A 13,061-nucleotide genomic window follows, 5' to 3' on the forward strand; every position below is an offset into this window, starting at 1 on the left:
TAGCCTACCGCGCAAGGGTGGCCACTTGCCAACTCTAGGGTCACGCCGGGACTTCTTCGCATCGTTCGCGGGTGCCTGCTGATTGCTCTGCCACAAACGAAAACGCCCGGCACGGGCCGGGCGTCGATGCTCGGGAGCAATCTTATTTATCGTCAGGTTTGCCCGGAACATTAGCGCTTTCGGCCGCGTCACCGGCAGTGCCTTCGACTTCTGCCTTCATGCGCTTGAGGCCCATGTGCCGCACGTCGGTACCGCGCACCAGGTAGATCACCAGCTCCGAGATGTTGCGTGCGTGGTCGCCGATCCGCTCCAGCGAACGCAGCACCCAGATCACGCTGAGCACCCGCGAGATCGAGCGCGGGTCTTCCATCATGTAGGTGACCAGTTCACGCAGGGCAGTCTTGTACTCGCGGTCGATGGTCTTGTCGTACTGGGCCACCGCCAGTGCCAGGTCAGCATCGAAGCGGGCGAATGCATCGAGGGCGTCGCGCACCATGTTGCGCACCTGGTCGCCGATGTGGCGCACTTCGACGTAGCCACGCGGCGACTCGCCTTCCTCGCACAGCTGAATGGCGCGGCGGGCGATCTTGGTCGATTCATCGCCAATGCGTTCCAGGTCGATCACCGACTTGGAGATGCTGATGATCAGGCGCAGGTCGGAGGCCGCTGGCTGGCGGCGGGCGAGGATGCGCAGGCATTCCTCGTCGATGTTGCGCTCCATCTGGTTGATCTGCTCGTCGACTTCACGCACCTGCTGGGCCAGGCCCGAGTCGGCCTCGATCAGCGCGGTGACGGCATCGTTCACCTGCTTCTCGACCAGGCCACCCATGGCCAGCAAGTGGCTGCGCACCTCTTCGAGTTCGGCGTTGAACTGCTGGGAAATATGGTGCGTCAGGCTTTCTTTGTTGATCATCGTTTCGCTCCGCGAAGCAGCTGCAAGCTTCAAGTAGTTCGTATCGTTCCCTGGGCAAGCCGGGCTTAGCCGTAACGACCGGTGATGTAGTCTTCGGTCTGCTTCTTCGCCGGGTTGGTGAACAGGGTGTCGGTATCCCCGAATTCGACCAGTTTGCCCATGTACATGAACGCGGTGTAGTCCGAAACACGCGCCGCCTGTTGCATGTTGTGGGTCACGATGACGATGGTGTACTTGGATTTCAGTTCGTAGATCAGCTCTTCGACCTTCAACGTCGAGATCGGGTCCAGCGCCGAGCACGGTTCGTCGAGCAGCAGCACCTCAGGCTCGACGGCGATGGTGCGGGCAATCACCAGACGCTGCTGCTGGCCGCCGGACAGGCCCAGGGCAGATTCGTGCAGGCGGTCCTTGACCTCGTCCCACAGGGCGGCGCCCTTCAGTGCCCACTCCACGGCTTCATCGAGCACGCGCTTCTTGTTGATGCCCTGGATACGCAGGCCGTAGACCACGTTCTCGTAGATGGTCTTGGGGAACGGGTTAGGCTTCTGGAACACCATGCCCACCCGGCGACGCAGCTCGGCCACGTCTTCGCCCTTGCGGTAGATGTTGTTGCCGTACAAGTTGATGGCGCCTTCCACGCGGCAGCCGTCGACCAGGTCGTTCATGCGGTTGAACGTGCGCAGCAGGGTCGACTTGCCACAGCCGGACGGGCCGATGAAGGCGGTCACACGCTGTTTGGGGATGTTCATCTGCACGTCGAACAGGGCTTGTTTGTCGCCGTAGAACAGGCTCAGGCCCGGCACTTCGATGGCCACGGTTTCTTCAGCCAGGCGCAGGCCCTGCTTGTCGCGACCCAGGGCAGACATGTCGATGCCGTGGGTATGGGATTCGTTCTGCATGGTTGACTCCATTTGTAGCTGCAAGCTTCGAGCTGCAAGCTGCAAGTTAGGGCAAAGCGGCAATCTGCTTGGAGCTTGCCGCTTGTGACTTAAAGCTTCAATCAGCTGTCGAGCGCCTTGTACTTCTCGCGCAGGTGGTTACGGATCCACACCGCCGACAGGTTGAGGGTGGCAATCACCAGCACCAGCAGCAGCGCGGTGGCGTATACCAGCGGTCGCGCAGCCTCGACGTTCGGGCTCTGGAAGCCGACGTCGTAGATGTGGAAGCCCAGGTGCATGATCTTCTGGTCCAGGTGCAGGTACGGGTAGTTGCCGTCCAGCGGCAGCGATGGCGCCAGCTTCACCACACCCACCAGCATCAGCGGCGCCACTTCACCAGCGGCGCGGGCCACGGCGAGGATCATGCCGGTCATCATGGCCGGGCTGGCCATCGGCAGGACGATCTTCCACAGGGTTTCGGCCTTGGTCGCACCCAGGGCCAGGGAGCCTTCACGCACGGTCCGCGGAATCCGCGCCAGGCCTTCCTCGGTGGCCACGATCACCACCGGCACGGCCAGCAGCGCCAGGGTCAGCGAAGCCCACAGCAAGCCCGGGGTACCCAAGGTCGGCGCCGGCAGCGCTTCGGGGAAGAACAGGCGGTCGATCGAGCCGCCCAGCACGTAGACGAAGAAGCCCAGGCCGAATACGCCGTAGACGATCGCCGGCACGCCGGCCAAGTTGTTCACCGCGATGCGGATCAGGCGGGTTACGGGGCCTTGCCTGGCGTATTCGCGCAGGTAGACCGCAGCCAGCACGCCGAACGGCGTGACGATTACGGCCATGATCAGGGTCATCATCACGGTGCCGAAGATGGCCGGGAAGATGCCGCCCTCGGTGTTGGCTTCACGCGGATCGTCGCTGAGGAACTCCCAGACCTTGGCGAAATAGGTGCCCATCTTGCTGAAGCCGGACATGCCGTTCGGCTGGACGGCGTGCACCACCTTGCTCAGGTTGATTTCCACTTCGCGGCCGTTGCCGTCGCGGGCCACCAGGCTGTCGCGGGCAAAGGCCTGGTGCAGGCCCAGCAGGCGGTCCTCGATGGCCTTGTAGCGGCTGTTCAGCTCGGCGCGTTCGGCGTCCATGTCGGCCTGGGCGGTGGCGTCCAGCTTGCCGTCCAGTTCCAGCTTGCGGCCGTGCAGGCGCAGGCGCTCGAGGCCATGGTTGATGGCACCGATGTCCTTCTTCTCAAGGGTTTGCAGCTCGCTGTTGAGCTGGTTGGCGCGCTTCAGGCGGGCTTGCAGCTCGCTCCAGGCCGCCGGGCCTTGGGCAACCACGCGGCCTTCTTCCTTGACGCTGACCAGGTAACCGTAGAAGTTGCCCCACTCGCGGCGTTCCAGCGCGATCAGGTCGGCCGGGTGCTGCTGGTCGACCAGCCAGTCGCCGACCACCCAGGTGAAGTCGCTGCCGTTGAGGTCGCGGTTACCCACCTTGACCAGCTCGCGGGTCATGAACTCTGGGCCGTCGTCTGGCACCGGCAGGCCGGCGCCCTTGAGGCGGGCACGCGGGACTTCTTCCTTCTGCACCACTTCGCCGATGACAACGAGGTCGGCCTGGCCCGGCACCTTGTAGGTGGCCTGGATCAGGTCGGCTGGCCAGAAGTGGCCCAGGCCGCGTACGGCGATCACCGCCAGCAGGCCAACGGTCATGATCACCGCCATGGCCACCGCGCCACCGCTGATCCAGACGCCTGGGGCGCCGCTCTTGAACCAGCCTTTGAGGGAATCCTTTTTCACGGATCGCTACCTTTCTATCAAAGCGACGAGTATTTCTTGCGCAGACGCTGGCGAATCAGCTCGGCCAAGGTGTTCATGATGAAGGTGAACATCAGCAGCACGAGAGCGGCGAGGAACAGCACACGATAGTGGCTGCCGCCAACTTCCGATTCAGGCATTTCCACCGCCACGTTGGCGGCCAGGGTGCGCATGCCTTCGAACAGGTTCAGTTCCATCACCGGGGTGTTGCCGGTGGCCATCAGCACGATCATGGTCTCGCCCACCGCACGGCCCATGCCGATCATCAGCGCCGAGAAGATGCCCGGGCTGGCGGTGAGGATGACCACGCGGGTCAGGGTCTGCCATGGCGTCGCACCCAGGGCCAGGGAGCCCAGGGTCAAGCTGCGCGGCACGCTGAACACGGCGTCTTCGGCGATCGAGTAGATGTTCGGGATGACCGCGAAGCCCATGGCGATACCGACCACCAGGGCGTTGCGCTGGTCATAGCGCAGGCCGAGCGTGTGCTCGATCCACAGGCGCATGTCACCACCGAAGAACCAGCTTTCGAGGTACGGGCTGACCGACAGGGCGAACCAGCCGATCACCAGGATCACCGGGATCAGGATTGCCGCTTCCCAGCCATCCGGGATGCGCAGGCGGATCGACTCCGGCAGGCGGCTCCAGCTAAAGCCTGCCAGCAGGATGCCGAGGGGCATGATCAGGAACAGGCTGAACACGCCCGGCAGGTGGCCTTCCAGGTACGGTGCGAGGAACAGGCCGGCGAAAAAGCCGAGGATCACCGTCGGCATCGCTTCCATCAGCTCGATCACCGGCTTGACCTTGCGGCGCATGCCCGGGGCCATGAAGTAGGCGGTGTAGATGGCGGCGGCAATGGCCAGCGGGGCGGCCAGGATCATCGCGTAGAACGCGGCCTTGAGGGTACCGAAGGTCAGCGGCGACAGGCTCAGCTTGGGTTCGAAGTCGGTGTTCGAGGCGGTCGACTGCCAGACGTACTTGGGCTCGTCATAGTTCTCGTACCAGACCTTGCCCCACAGCGCGCTGAAGGAAATTTCCGGGTGCGGGTTGCGCAGGCTCAGCGGCAGCAGCTTGCCGCCTTCTTCGATGATGATGCGGTTGGCACGCGGCGAAAGGGCCAGGATGCCTGCACCTTCGGCAGCCTGCTCGACCAGCAGGGTGCGGTGCGCGGTGCTGTGGAACACGCCGAGCTTGCCGTCGGTATCCAGGGCGATGAAGCCCTTGCGACGCTCTTCGGCATCGATCTGGGCGATCGGCGCCTTGCCCAACTGGAAGGTACGGATCTGCTTGAAGCGCTGCTCGCCATCCGGGTCGCGGGCCATGAACCACTGGGCCAGGCCGCCCTTGGAATCGCCGATGATCAGCGAGATGCCACCCACCAGCTGGGCGGTGGCGGTGATTTCGGTGTCGGCGCTTTCGGCCAGCTTGTAGCGGCCATTGAGGCTCTTGTCGCGCAGGCTGAAGACATCGGCGGTGGCGCGACCGTTGATCACGTACAACCACTGCTGACGCGGGTCGATGAAGATGTTCTTCACCACTTCGGTCATCTGCGGCAATTCGATGCGGTTCTGCTCGGTGCTGGTCTCGCCGGTCAGCATGTTTTCGCTGCGCGACAGCTCGACCACCTGCAGGTGCGCACCCGTGGAGCCGGCCAGCACCAGGGTGTCGCCATTGACGTTGACGCTCACGTGCTCCAGCGCACGGCCTTGGTCGTCGAGCACGAACGGCGCCTGGCCGTACGGGTAGTCGATGGCTGGGGTGATGGTCTTCTTGTTGTCCGGGTAGGTGATCTTGTAGGTGTGGTGGAACACCAGTGCCTGACCATTGGACAGACCGAGCACGACCAGCGGGCTGCCCGGCTGGTCAGCGCCGATCGAAGCGACCTGGGTACCTGCCGGCAATGGCAGGTCGACGCGGCTGAGCGCGTTACCGCTCTTGGTGTCGAAGAAAATGGCCTGACCCTTGTCCGAAACGCGCATGCCGACCAGGTTCTGCTCTTCAAGGGCGATCATCAGTGGCTTGCCGGCATCCTGTTGCAGCCAGGTTGGCTCCAGGGCCTTCTTGCTGGTCAGCTCGGCGCCCTGGAACAGTGGCAGCACCACATAAGCCAGATAAAAGAAGATCAGCGTGATGGCTGCCAATACGGCAAGCCCGCCCACCAGTACATACCAGCGGGTCAGGCGATCCTTGAGGGCGCGCATGCGGCGCTTGCGTTGCAACTCGGGCGTATTGAAGTCAATCCGCACGGGCGGGGAATTTGGGGTCATTGTGGAATTGGCCAGATCATTCATGCGCACACCCTAGCGGTCCCGTATGACAAAAACATGACAGTGAGTTGACGCAAAAAAGCCCGCCGCTCAGGAACCCTGGCACCGGACTGGAAAGTCGTGGAAGAGGCCGGGCATCAGCACCGGCCTCATCCTCAATTACTTACTTCTTTGCAACGTTACCGGCGTGGGACAGGCCCAGGTCAGCCAGTGCCTTGTCGACCACTTTGGCCGGCAGCGGGATGTAACCATCCTTCACCACGATCTGCTGGCCAGCCTGCGACAGGACCAGCTTGACGAACTCGGCTTCCAGCGGGGCCAGCGGCTTGTTCGGCGCCTTGTTGACGTAGACGTACAGGAAGCGCGACAGCGGGTAGGTGCCGTTCAGGGCGTTGGTTTCGTTGTCTTCAACGAACTCGCCGCCTTCTTTCTTGGCCAAGGCCACGGTCTTGACGCTGGCAGTCTTGTAGCCGATGCCCGAATAGCCGATGCCGTTCAGCGAGGAGCTGATCGACTGCACGACCGAAGCCGAGCCAGGCTGTTCGTTGACGCTAGGCTTGAAGTCGCCTTTGCACAGGGCTTCTTCCTTGAAGTAGCCGTAGGTACCCGATACCGAGTTGCGACCGAACAGCTGCACCGGCTTGTTGGCCAAGTCGCCAGTCACGCCCAGGTCGCCCCAGGTCTTGACGTCGGCTTTGGCGCCGCACAGGCGGGTGGACGAGAAAATGGCATCGACCTGAGCCATGGTCAGGCCTTTGATCGGGTTGTCCTTGTGCACGAACACGGCCAGGGCGTCGACGGCGACCGGGATGGCGGTCGGCTTGTAGCCGTACTTCTGCTCGAAGGCCTGCAGCTCGACGTCCTTCATCTTGCGGCTCATCGGGCCGAGGTTGGCGGTACCTTCGGTCAGCGCGGGTGGCGCGGTGGAGGAGCCGGCAGCCTGAATCTGGATGTTTACGTTCGGATATTCCTTCTTGTAGGCCTCGGCCCACAGAGTCATCAGGTTCGCGAGGGTGTCGGAACCGACGCTGGAGAGGTTGCCCGAAACACCGGTGGTCTTGGTGTAGGTCGGGATCGCAGGGTCGACAGCGGCTACCGCGTTGGCGGTGGCAACGCCAGCGGCGGCAAAGGTGAGGGCCGCCATCAAACGCTTCAGTTTCATGCCTTGCTCCTAGCAGGAATATTGGGGTGTTGGATGGAACGGGGCCAAGTATCTGCAGGCCGCATGAATACGATATGACTCAATTGTGACAAATGGATGAAAGGCCATCACGAAAAGAGGTCTGGCCTCTTCTCGACTGAAGCCGCCCCCTCAGGTTTTGCACAGGCCTCAGGGCCTACACCGTACCTGCAGGAGCGGCTTCAGCCGCGAAGAGGCCAGTTGCCTTGGCGCAGATCAGCGCTTGTTGGCGAGCAGATACAGGCCCACGACCAGACCGACGGCGCACAAGCCAGCCACATAGTAGGCCGGTGCCATCGGGCTGACCTTGAGCAGCGCCGTCACCACCATCGGCGTCAGGCCACCGAAGATGGCGTAGGCGACATTGTAGGAGAACGACAACCCGCTAAAGCGCACAACCGCCGGGAACGCCTTGACCATCACATACGGCACCGCGCCGATCACCCCCACGCACAGGCCGGTCACCGCATACAGCGGGAACAGCAGCTCAGGGTGGGTTGGCAGGCTGTGGTAGAAGGTCCAGGAGCTGGCCAGCAGCAATAGGCTGCCAATCACGAACACCCGGCCCGCGCCAAAGCGGTCGGCCAGGCTGCCGGCAACGATGCAGCCGAAGCTGAGCAGCACGATCGCCAGGCTGTTGGCCTTGAGCGAATCGGTGGGGCTGACGTGGTAGATGCTCTGCAGCAATGCCGGGGTCATCAGGATCACCACCACGATGCCGGCAGACAGCATCCAGGTCAGCAGCATCGACAGGATGATCGGGCCACGGTGGTCACGCAGCACCGCGCGCAGCGGCAGCTCTTCGGCCAGCGCCTTGCGCTGCTGCATCTCGGCGAACACCGGGGTTTCATGCAGCCAGCGGCGCAGGTACACCGAGAACAGGCCGAACACACCGCCGAGCAGGAACGGGATACGCCAGGCGTAGTCGGCCACTTCTTCGGCGTTGTAGAGGGTGTTGATCAGGGTCGCCACCAGCGAGCCGAGCAGGATGCCCGCCGTCAGGCCGGCAGTCAGGGTGCCGCAGGCGTAGCCCGTGTTGCGCGCCGGCACGTGCTCAGAGACGAACACCCAAGCGCCCGGCACCTCGCCACCGATTGCCGCGCCCTGAATCACCCGCATCAGCAGCAACAGGATCGGCGCCCACAGGCCGACCTGTGCATAAGTCGGCAGCAGGCCCATGATCAGGGTCGGCAGGGCCATCATGAAGATGCTCAGGGTGAACATCTTCTTGCGCCCAAGCAGGTCGCCGAAGTGGGCCATGACGATGCCTCCCAGCGGCCGCGCCAGGTAGCCGGCGGCGAAGATGCCGAAGGTCTGCATCAGGCGTAGCCATTCGGGCATGTCGGCGGGGAAGAACAGCTTGCCGACCACCGTGGCGAAGAACACGAAGATAATGAAGTCGTAGAACTCCAGGGCTCCGCCCAGGGCGGACAGTGAGAGGGTCTTGTAGTCACTGCGGGTCAGCGGCCGCGAGGGCTGCTCGATACTGCTCGGCACGGAGGTCATCGCTCGTTGTTCTCTTGTAGGTCATGCAGGCCGCTTGGCACGCGGCTTCTGGATTGGGGCGAGGAGCGAAGATAGCAAATTGCCGAGCTGCGCTGAAAGCGATACAAAATCGATACAGATATTCGTGAATGTGCGGTCGTCGCCCGGCGATTGGCTATATATACTGGCCGTTCGTAGGAAAAGGTTGCTTTAACCTTGGGAAGTTGTGCGAAAACGCCGGTCATGATGTCAGACGGTTTCGCAGAGTTTCCCTATGGCCGCCCAGCGAAACGGAATCGGCGTAGTATGTTGTCAGCTGAATCGTTTTCCCGGCCTTGCGCCACACCAACGAAAGCGTCACGGGTCAGAGGCCCCATCGCATGATTGAGCTCGAACAAGAAGATCCTATCCCGCAAGGCGACCTGGCCTTGCAAATCACCGCGCTACCGCGCGAAACCAATGGCTTCGGCGACATCTTCGGCGGCTGGCTGGTCGCGCAGATGGACCTGGCCGGCACCGCCATGGCCAGCCGCGTCGCCGGCGGCCGGGTGGCCACGGTATCCATCGACCGCATGGCATTCCTCGTGCCGGTGGCCGTGGGCGCACAACTGTCGTTCTATACCCAGACCCTGGAAATCGGCCGCAGCTCGATCCGCATGATGGTCGAGGTGTGGAGTGATGATCCGCTGTCCAGCGAATGGCGCAAGGTCACTGAAGCGACCTTCGTGTTCGTCGCCATCGATGGCAGTGGCCGAACCCGCTCGGTGCCTCGTCGCTGAGCCTCGCGAGCGGTAAACTCATTGCACGTCACCGGGTCCAAGGGCCCACAGGCAATCAATGAGACGAGCGCAATGGCTACCTTCAAGGTCGAATCCGAGCAACACGGCGAACTCAACTGCTGGCGTATCAGCAGCGACCGCGCCGAACTACTGATCGCCCAGCAGGGCGCGCAGATCCTCAGCTACCAGCGTGTTGGCGAGCCACCGCTGCTGTGGCTGAGCGACCAGGCCATCTTCCGCCAGGGCAAATCGGTGCGAGCCGGTGTGCCGGTGTGCTGGCCGTGGTTTGGCAACTTGCAGCGCAATCCTGCAGCAGTGCAGGCCATGTACCGTGGCGAACAGGCCCCCGCCCATGGCTTGGCGCGCACGCGTGACTGGCAATTGCTGGGCGTCGAAGAAAAAGGCGATGAGTTGCACATCGAATTCCAGCTGCCAGAGGCCCAGGGCGAACTGCCGGGCTGGCCGCATGATGTCGAACTGAAGCTGCAGATCGTGCTCGGCGACACGCTCACCGTGTCCCTGAACAGCCGCAACATGGGCAACAGCCCCGTGACCATCAGCCAGGCCCTGCACAGCTACTTCGCCGTCAGCGACGTCCGCCAGGCGCGGGTCGAAGGGGTCGAGGGGCTGCAGTACATCGAGACCCTGGCCGACTGGCAACAGCGCCAGCAGCAGGGTGAACTGGGCTTTGCCGGGGAAACCGACCGGATCTACCTGGATACGCCGCAGAAGTTGAGCATCGTCGACCCGCACTGGCAACGGCGGATCACCTTGACCAGCAACGGATCGCGCTCGGCGGTGATCTGGAACCCTTGGACCGAGCGGGCCAAGGAGCTGGCAGACATGGCCGATGACGGCTGGCAGCGGATGCTGTGCATCGAGACGGCGAATGTCTGGGACGATGTGGTGGAGCTCAAGCCTGGGGCCAGCCGATCGCTGCAGGTCACAATTGGCAGCGCTGAGATCTGATTCCTGCATCAGCTTCTTCGCGGGCAAGCCCGCGAAGAAGCCGGTACAGGCGATCAGAGGTCGGCGTCTTCCACCACCCTCACCTTCCCCGCATCCAGCGCATAGGCCGCATCGGCCAGGTCATTGCTGACCTTCTCCACCTTCAGCTTGCCGCTGACCCAAAGCGGTGTGTAGATGTCGTCGATCTTCAAACCCTTCGGATACCGCACCAGCACCAGCTGGTTGGGCGGCGGCGGCGGCACGTGGATGCACGCGCCCGGGTAAGGCACGAGGAAGAACAAGGTACTGTTGCCCTTGGCATCGCTTTCCAGCGGCACCGGGTAGCCGCCCAGGCGGATGTCCTTGCCGTTCATGGCGGCCACAGTCTTGGTCGAATACATCACCGCCGGCAGGCCCTTGCTCTGCTTGAGGCCGCCCTTGGCAGTGAAGGTGCCATTGGCTTCCGGTGAGTTGTGGTCGATTTCGGGCATCGCTTCGAGGGCCTTCTGGTCCGACTTGGGCATCAGCTCCAGCCAGTCGGTTTCGGGCAGTTCGGCATGGGCCAGGGTGCTGGCCAGAAGCAACGGAATGAGAAAAAAGGCACGCATGAAAATGCTCGGCAACTCGGGATGAATTGCCGGGCATTCTAACCAGTATTCAGCGTTTCTTGATGAACCCGTAGATCACCAGAAGGATGATCGCACCCAACAGTGCACCGATGAATCCTGCAGCCTGGCCCGCCTGGTAGATCCCCAGTGCCTGGCCGCCATAGGTGGCAAGCAGGGAGCCGGCGATACCCAGCAGAATGGTCATGATCCAGCCCATGCTGTCGTCGCCCGGCTTGAGGAAGCGGGCCAGCAAGCCAACGATGAGGCCGATGAAGATGGTTCCAATGATGCCCATGGCAATCCCTCTGAAGTGAAGATGGAACAAGCCAAAGCCTAGACAGCGCTTTGGCTTGTTGCCATTTTCAGAGGGCAGACCCCGAGCAGAAGTTCGATCAGTTGCTGATCAGCGCTTCTACTTCGGCAATCTTGGCCTTCAGGCCGACCATGTCCTGGCAGCGCAGGGTGGCGTGGCCGACCTTGCGCCCGGCCTTGAAGGCCTTGCCGTAGTGGTGCAGGTGGCAGCCGTCGATGGCCACGACCTTGTCCACCGCCGGCACTTCACCGATGAAGTTGAGCATGGCGCTCTCACCGACCTTGGCAGTCGAGCCCAGCGGCAGGCCGGCCACGGCGCGCAGGTGGTTCTCGAACTGGCTGCACTCGGCGCCTTCGATGGTCCAGTGCCCGGAGTTGTGCACACGCGGGGCGATCTCGTTGGCCTTCAGGCCACCGTCGACCTCGAAGAATTCGAAGGCCATCACGCCGACATAGTCCAGTTGCTTGAGCACACGGCCGACATAGTCTTCGGCCAGGCCCTGCAACGGGTGCGCTTGGCTGGCCACCGAGAGTTTCAGGATGCCGCTCTCATGGGTGTTGTGCACCAGTGGGTAGAAGCGGGTTTCGCCATCGCGGGCACGCACGGCCACCAGCGATACTTCGCCAGTGAACGGCACGAAGCCTTCCAGCAGGCATGGCACGCTGCCCAGTTCGGCGAAGGTGCCCACCACGTCTTCAGGCGTGCGCAAAACCTTCTGGCCCTTGCCGTCGTAGCCCAGGGTGCGGGTCTTCAGCACAGCCGGCAGGCCGATGCTGGCGACCGCCGCGTCGAGGTCTACCTGCGAGAGGATGTCGGCGAAGGCTGGGGTCGGGATGCCCAGGTCGCGGAACATGCTCTTCTCGAACAGACGGTCGCGGGCGATACGCAGGGCCTCAGCGCTTGGGTAGACCGGGACGAACTGCGACAGGAAAGCCACGGTCTCGGCCGGGACGCTTTCGAATTCGAAGGTCACCAGGTCGACTTCGTCGGCCAGCTGGCGCAGGTGGTCCTGGTCGCCATAGTCAGCACGCAGGTGCTCGCCCAGCGCGGCGGCACAGGCGTCTGGCGCCGGGTCGAGGAAGGCGAAGTTCATGCCCAGCGGGGTGCCCGCGAGGGCCAGCATGCGGCCCAGTTGGCCGCCACCGATTACACCGATCTTCATGGGTTCAGCCTCAAGCCTGACGCGGGTCTGGATTGTCCAGCACGGTGTCGGTCTGCTCCGTGCGGAACTGCTTGAGCGCCGCGTGGTACTGCGGGTGCTTGGCGCCGAGGATGCTTGCCGACAGCAGCGCGGCGTTGACAGCGCCAGCACGGCCAATGGCCAGGGTGGCAACCGGCACACCAGCAGGCATCTGCACGATCGACAGCAGCGAGTCGACGCCCGACAGCATCGACGACTGCACCGGCACACCCAGCACCGGCAGGTGGGTCTTGGCGGCACACATGCCTGGCAGGTGGGCAGCGCCACCGGCACCGGCAATGATCACCTCGATGCCACGCCCTTCGGCCTCTTCGGCGTACTGGAACAGCAAGTCCGGGGTGCGGTGGGCGGAAACCACCTTCACTTCGTAGGGAATGCCGAGTTTTTCCAGCATATCGGCGGTGTGGCTAAGGGTGGACCAATCGGACTTGGAGCCCATGATCACGCCAACCAGTGCACTCATCGTCGAGCCTCTCCTGCAAGCGCCTTCTGGCGCGCTAAAAGCAACAAGCCACGCAGGTGGACCGGCGTGGCTTGTCATACGGATTCTGAATCGACCGGGTCGGCCGAAGGCGCGGGATTGTAGCGTATTTCTGGGCTGGCCGCCCACCCCCATAAGCACATGTCGGATCAAAGGGCAAGCTGTCTCGCGGGACAAGTTTTTCCACCCTGATACGCCAG

Annotated in this window: 12 protein-coding genes; 2 read left to right on the plus strand and 10 right to left on the minus strand. The window is 63.0% G+C overall.

The window, feature by feature from the left end; translation table 11 throughout:
* Window positions 1-142 precede the first annotated feature (142 nt).
* The 6 genes from phoU to F6X59_RS17750 form a co-directional block, all read right to left on the minus strand.
* On the minus strand, window positions 143-913 hold the full coding sequence (phoU, locus tag F6X59_RS17725) for a phosphate signaling complex protein PhoU (protein WP_152957329.1): 771 nt from the start codon (window positions 911-913) through the stop codon (window positions 143-145).
* Window positions 914-978: 65 nt separating this feature from the next.
* Window positions 979-1,812 (minus strand): phosphate ABC transporter ATP-binding protein PstB, encoded by an 834-nt coding sequence (gene pstB, locus F6X59_RS17730; RefSeq protein WP_110638940.1) that lies wholly within the window; start codon window positions 1,810-1,812, stop codon window positions 979-981.
* A 101-nt stretch (window positions 1,813-1,913) separates the two neighbouring features.
* Window positions 1,914-3,584: a phosphate ABC transporter permease PstA gene (gene pstA / locus F6X59_RS17735; protein ID WP_346652367.1), complete on the minus strand. Its 1,671-nt coding sequence runs from the start codon at window positions 3,582-3,584 to the stop codon at window positions 1,914-1,916.
* A 17-nt stretch (window positions 3,585-3,601) separates the two neighbouring features.
* The gene (locus tag F6X59_RS17740) at window positions 3,602-5,890 is read right to left on the minus strand and encodes an ABC transporter permease subunit (RefSeq protein ID WP_152957330.1); all 2,289 of its coding nucleotides are present in this window, start codon (window positions 5,888-5,890) and stop codon (window positions 3,602-3,604) included.
* Between the two features lie 139 nt (window positions 5,891-6,029).
* A complete protein-coding gene (locus tag F6X59_RS17745) occupies window positions 6,030-7,028 on the minus strand; it encodes a phosphate ABC transporter substrate-binding protein PstS (protein WP_152957331.1) in 999 nt (332 codons plus the stop codon).
* Between the two features lie 234 nt (window positions 7,029-7,262).
* Window positions 7,263-8,552, minus strand: coding sequence for an MFS transporter (locus tag F6X59_RS17750; RefSeq protein WP_152957332.1), 1,290 nt, complete (start codon window positions 8,550-8,552; stop codon window positions 7,263-7,265).
* A 359-nt stretch (window positions 8,553-8,911) separates the two neighbouring features.
* On the opposite strand from F6X59_RS17750, the gene F6X59_RS17755 reads away from it, so the two are divergent.
* Together F6X59_RS17755 and F6X59_RS17760 are read left to right on the plus strand one after the other, a co-directional pair.
* Window positions 8,912-9,310 (plus strand): acyl-CoA thioesterase, encoded by a 399-nt coding sequence (locus F6X59_RS17755; RefSeq protein ID WP_027917060.1) that lies wholly within the window; start codon window positions 8,912-8,914, stop codon window positions 9,308-9,310.
* Window positions 9,311-9,382: 72 nt separating this feature from the next.
* Window positions 9,383-10,279, plus strand: coding sequence for a D-hexose-6-phosphate mutarotase (locus tag F6X59_RS17760; RefSeq protein WP_152957333.1), 897 nt, complete (start codon window positions 9,383-9,385; stop codon window positions 10,277-10,279).
* Window positions 10,280-10,332: 53 nt separating this feature from the next.
* Here F6X59_RS17760 and F6X59_RS17765 read toward each other — a convergent pair whose 3' ends face one another.
* From F6X59_RS17765 to purE, 4 genes are all read right to left on the minus strand, one after another.
* The gene (locus F6X59_RS17765) at window positions 10,333-10,866 is read right to left on the minus strand and encodes a DUF3299 domain-containing protein (RefSeq protein ID WP_178120105.1); all 534 of its coding nucleotides are present in this window, start codon (window positions 10,864-10,866) and stop codon (window positions 10,333-10,335) included.
* 49 nt (window positions 10,867-10,915) lie between these two features.
* Window positions 10,916-11,161 carry a GlsB/YeaQ/YmgE family stress response membrane protein gene (locus tag F6X59_RS17770; protein WP_152957335.1) on the minus strand — a complete coding sequence of 82 codons (246 nt, stop codon included), beginning with the start codon at window positions 11,159-11,161 and terminating at the stop codon, window positions 10,916-10,918.
* A 97-nt stretch (window positions 11,162-11,258) separates the two neighbouring features.
* Window positions 11,259-12,341, minus strand: coding sequence for a 5-(carboxyamino)imidazole ribonucleotide synthase (locus tag F6X59_RS17775; RefSeq protein ID WP_152957336.1), 1,083 nt, complete (start codon window positions 12,339-12,341; stop codon window positions 11,259-11,261).
* Between the two features lie 10 nt (window positions 12,342-12,351).
* Complete coding sequence (gene purE / locus F6X59_RS17780) at window positions 12,352-12,843, minus strand: 5-(carboxyamino)imidazole ribonucleotide mutase (protein WP_152957337.1); 492 nt, start codon at window positions 12,841-12,843, stop codon at window positions 12,352-12,354.
* Window positions 12,844-13,061: the final 218 nt, after the last annotated feature.

The sequence above is a fragment of the Pseudomonas sp. MN1F genome (assembly GCF_009391885.1).
In the GTDB taxonomy this organism is placed as follows: domain Bacteria; phylum Pseudomonadota; class Gammaproteobacteria; order Pseudomonadales; family Pseudomonadaceae; genus Aquipseudomonas.

What these genes read in the sequence shown, in the direction of transcription:
- purE (WP_152957337.1), bottom strand. Translation starts at nt 12,843, where the DNA reads ATGAGTGCACTGGTTGGCGTGATCATGGGCTCCAAGTCCGATTGGTCC.
- F6X59_RS17750 (WP_152957332.1), bottom strand. Translation starts at nt 8,552, where the DNA reads ATGACCTCCGTGCCGAGCAGTATCGAGCAGCCCTCGCGGCCGCTGACC.
- F6X59_RS17760 (WP_152957333.1), top strand. Translation starts at nt 9,383, where the DNA reads ATGGCTACCTTCAAGGTCGAATCCGAGCAACACGGCGAACTCAACTGC.
- F6X59_RS17740 (WP_152957330.1), bottom strand. Translation starts at nt 5,890, where the DNA reads ATGAATGATCTGGCCAATTCCACAATGACCCCAAATTCCCCGCCCGTG.
- F6X59_RS17755 (WP_027917060.1), top strand. Translation starts at nt 8,912, where the DNA reads ATGATTGAGCTCGAACAAGAAGATCCTATCCCGCAAGGCGACCTGGCC.
- pstB (WP_110638940.1), bottom strand. Translation starts at nt 1,812, where the DNA reads ATGCAGAACGAATCCCATACCCACGGCATCGACATGTCTGCCCTGGGT.
- phoU (WP_152957329.1), bottom strand. Translation starts at nt 913, where the DNA reads ATGATCAACAAAGAAAGCCTGACGCACCATATTTCCCAGCAGTTCAAC.
- F6X59_RS17745 (WP_152957331.1), bottom strand. Translation starts at nt 7,028, where the DNA reads ATGAAACTGAAGCGTTTGATGGCGGCCCTCACCTTTGCCGCCGCTGGC.
- F6X59_RS17775 (WP_152957336.1), bottom strand. Translation starts at nt 12,341, where the DNA reads ATGAAGATCGGTGTAATCGGTGGCGGCCAACTGGGCCGCATGCTGGCC.
- F6X59_RS17765 (WP_178120105.1), bottom strand. Translation starts at nt 10,866, where the DNA reads ATGCGTGCCTTTTTTCTCATTCCGTTGCTTCTGGCCAGCACCCTGGCC.
- F6X59_RS17770 (WP_152957335.1), bottom strand. Translation starts at nt 11,161, where the DNA reads ATGGGCATCATTGGAACCATCTTCATCGGCCTCATCGTTGGCTTGCTG.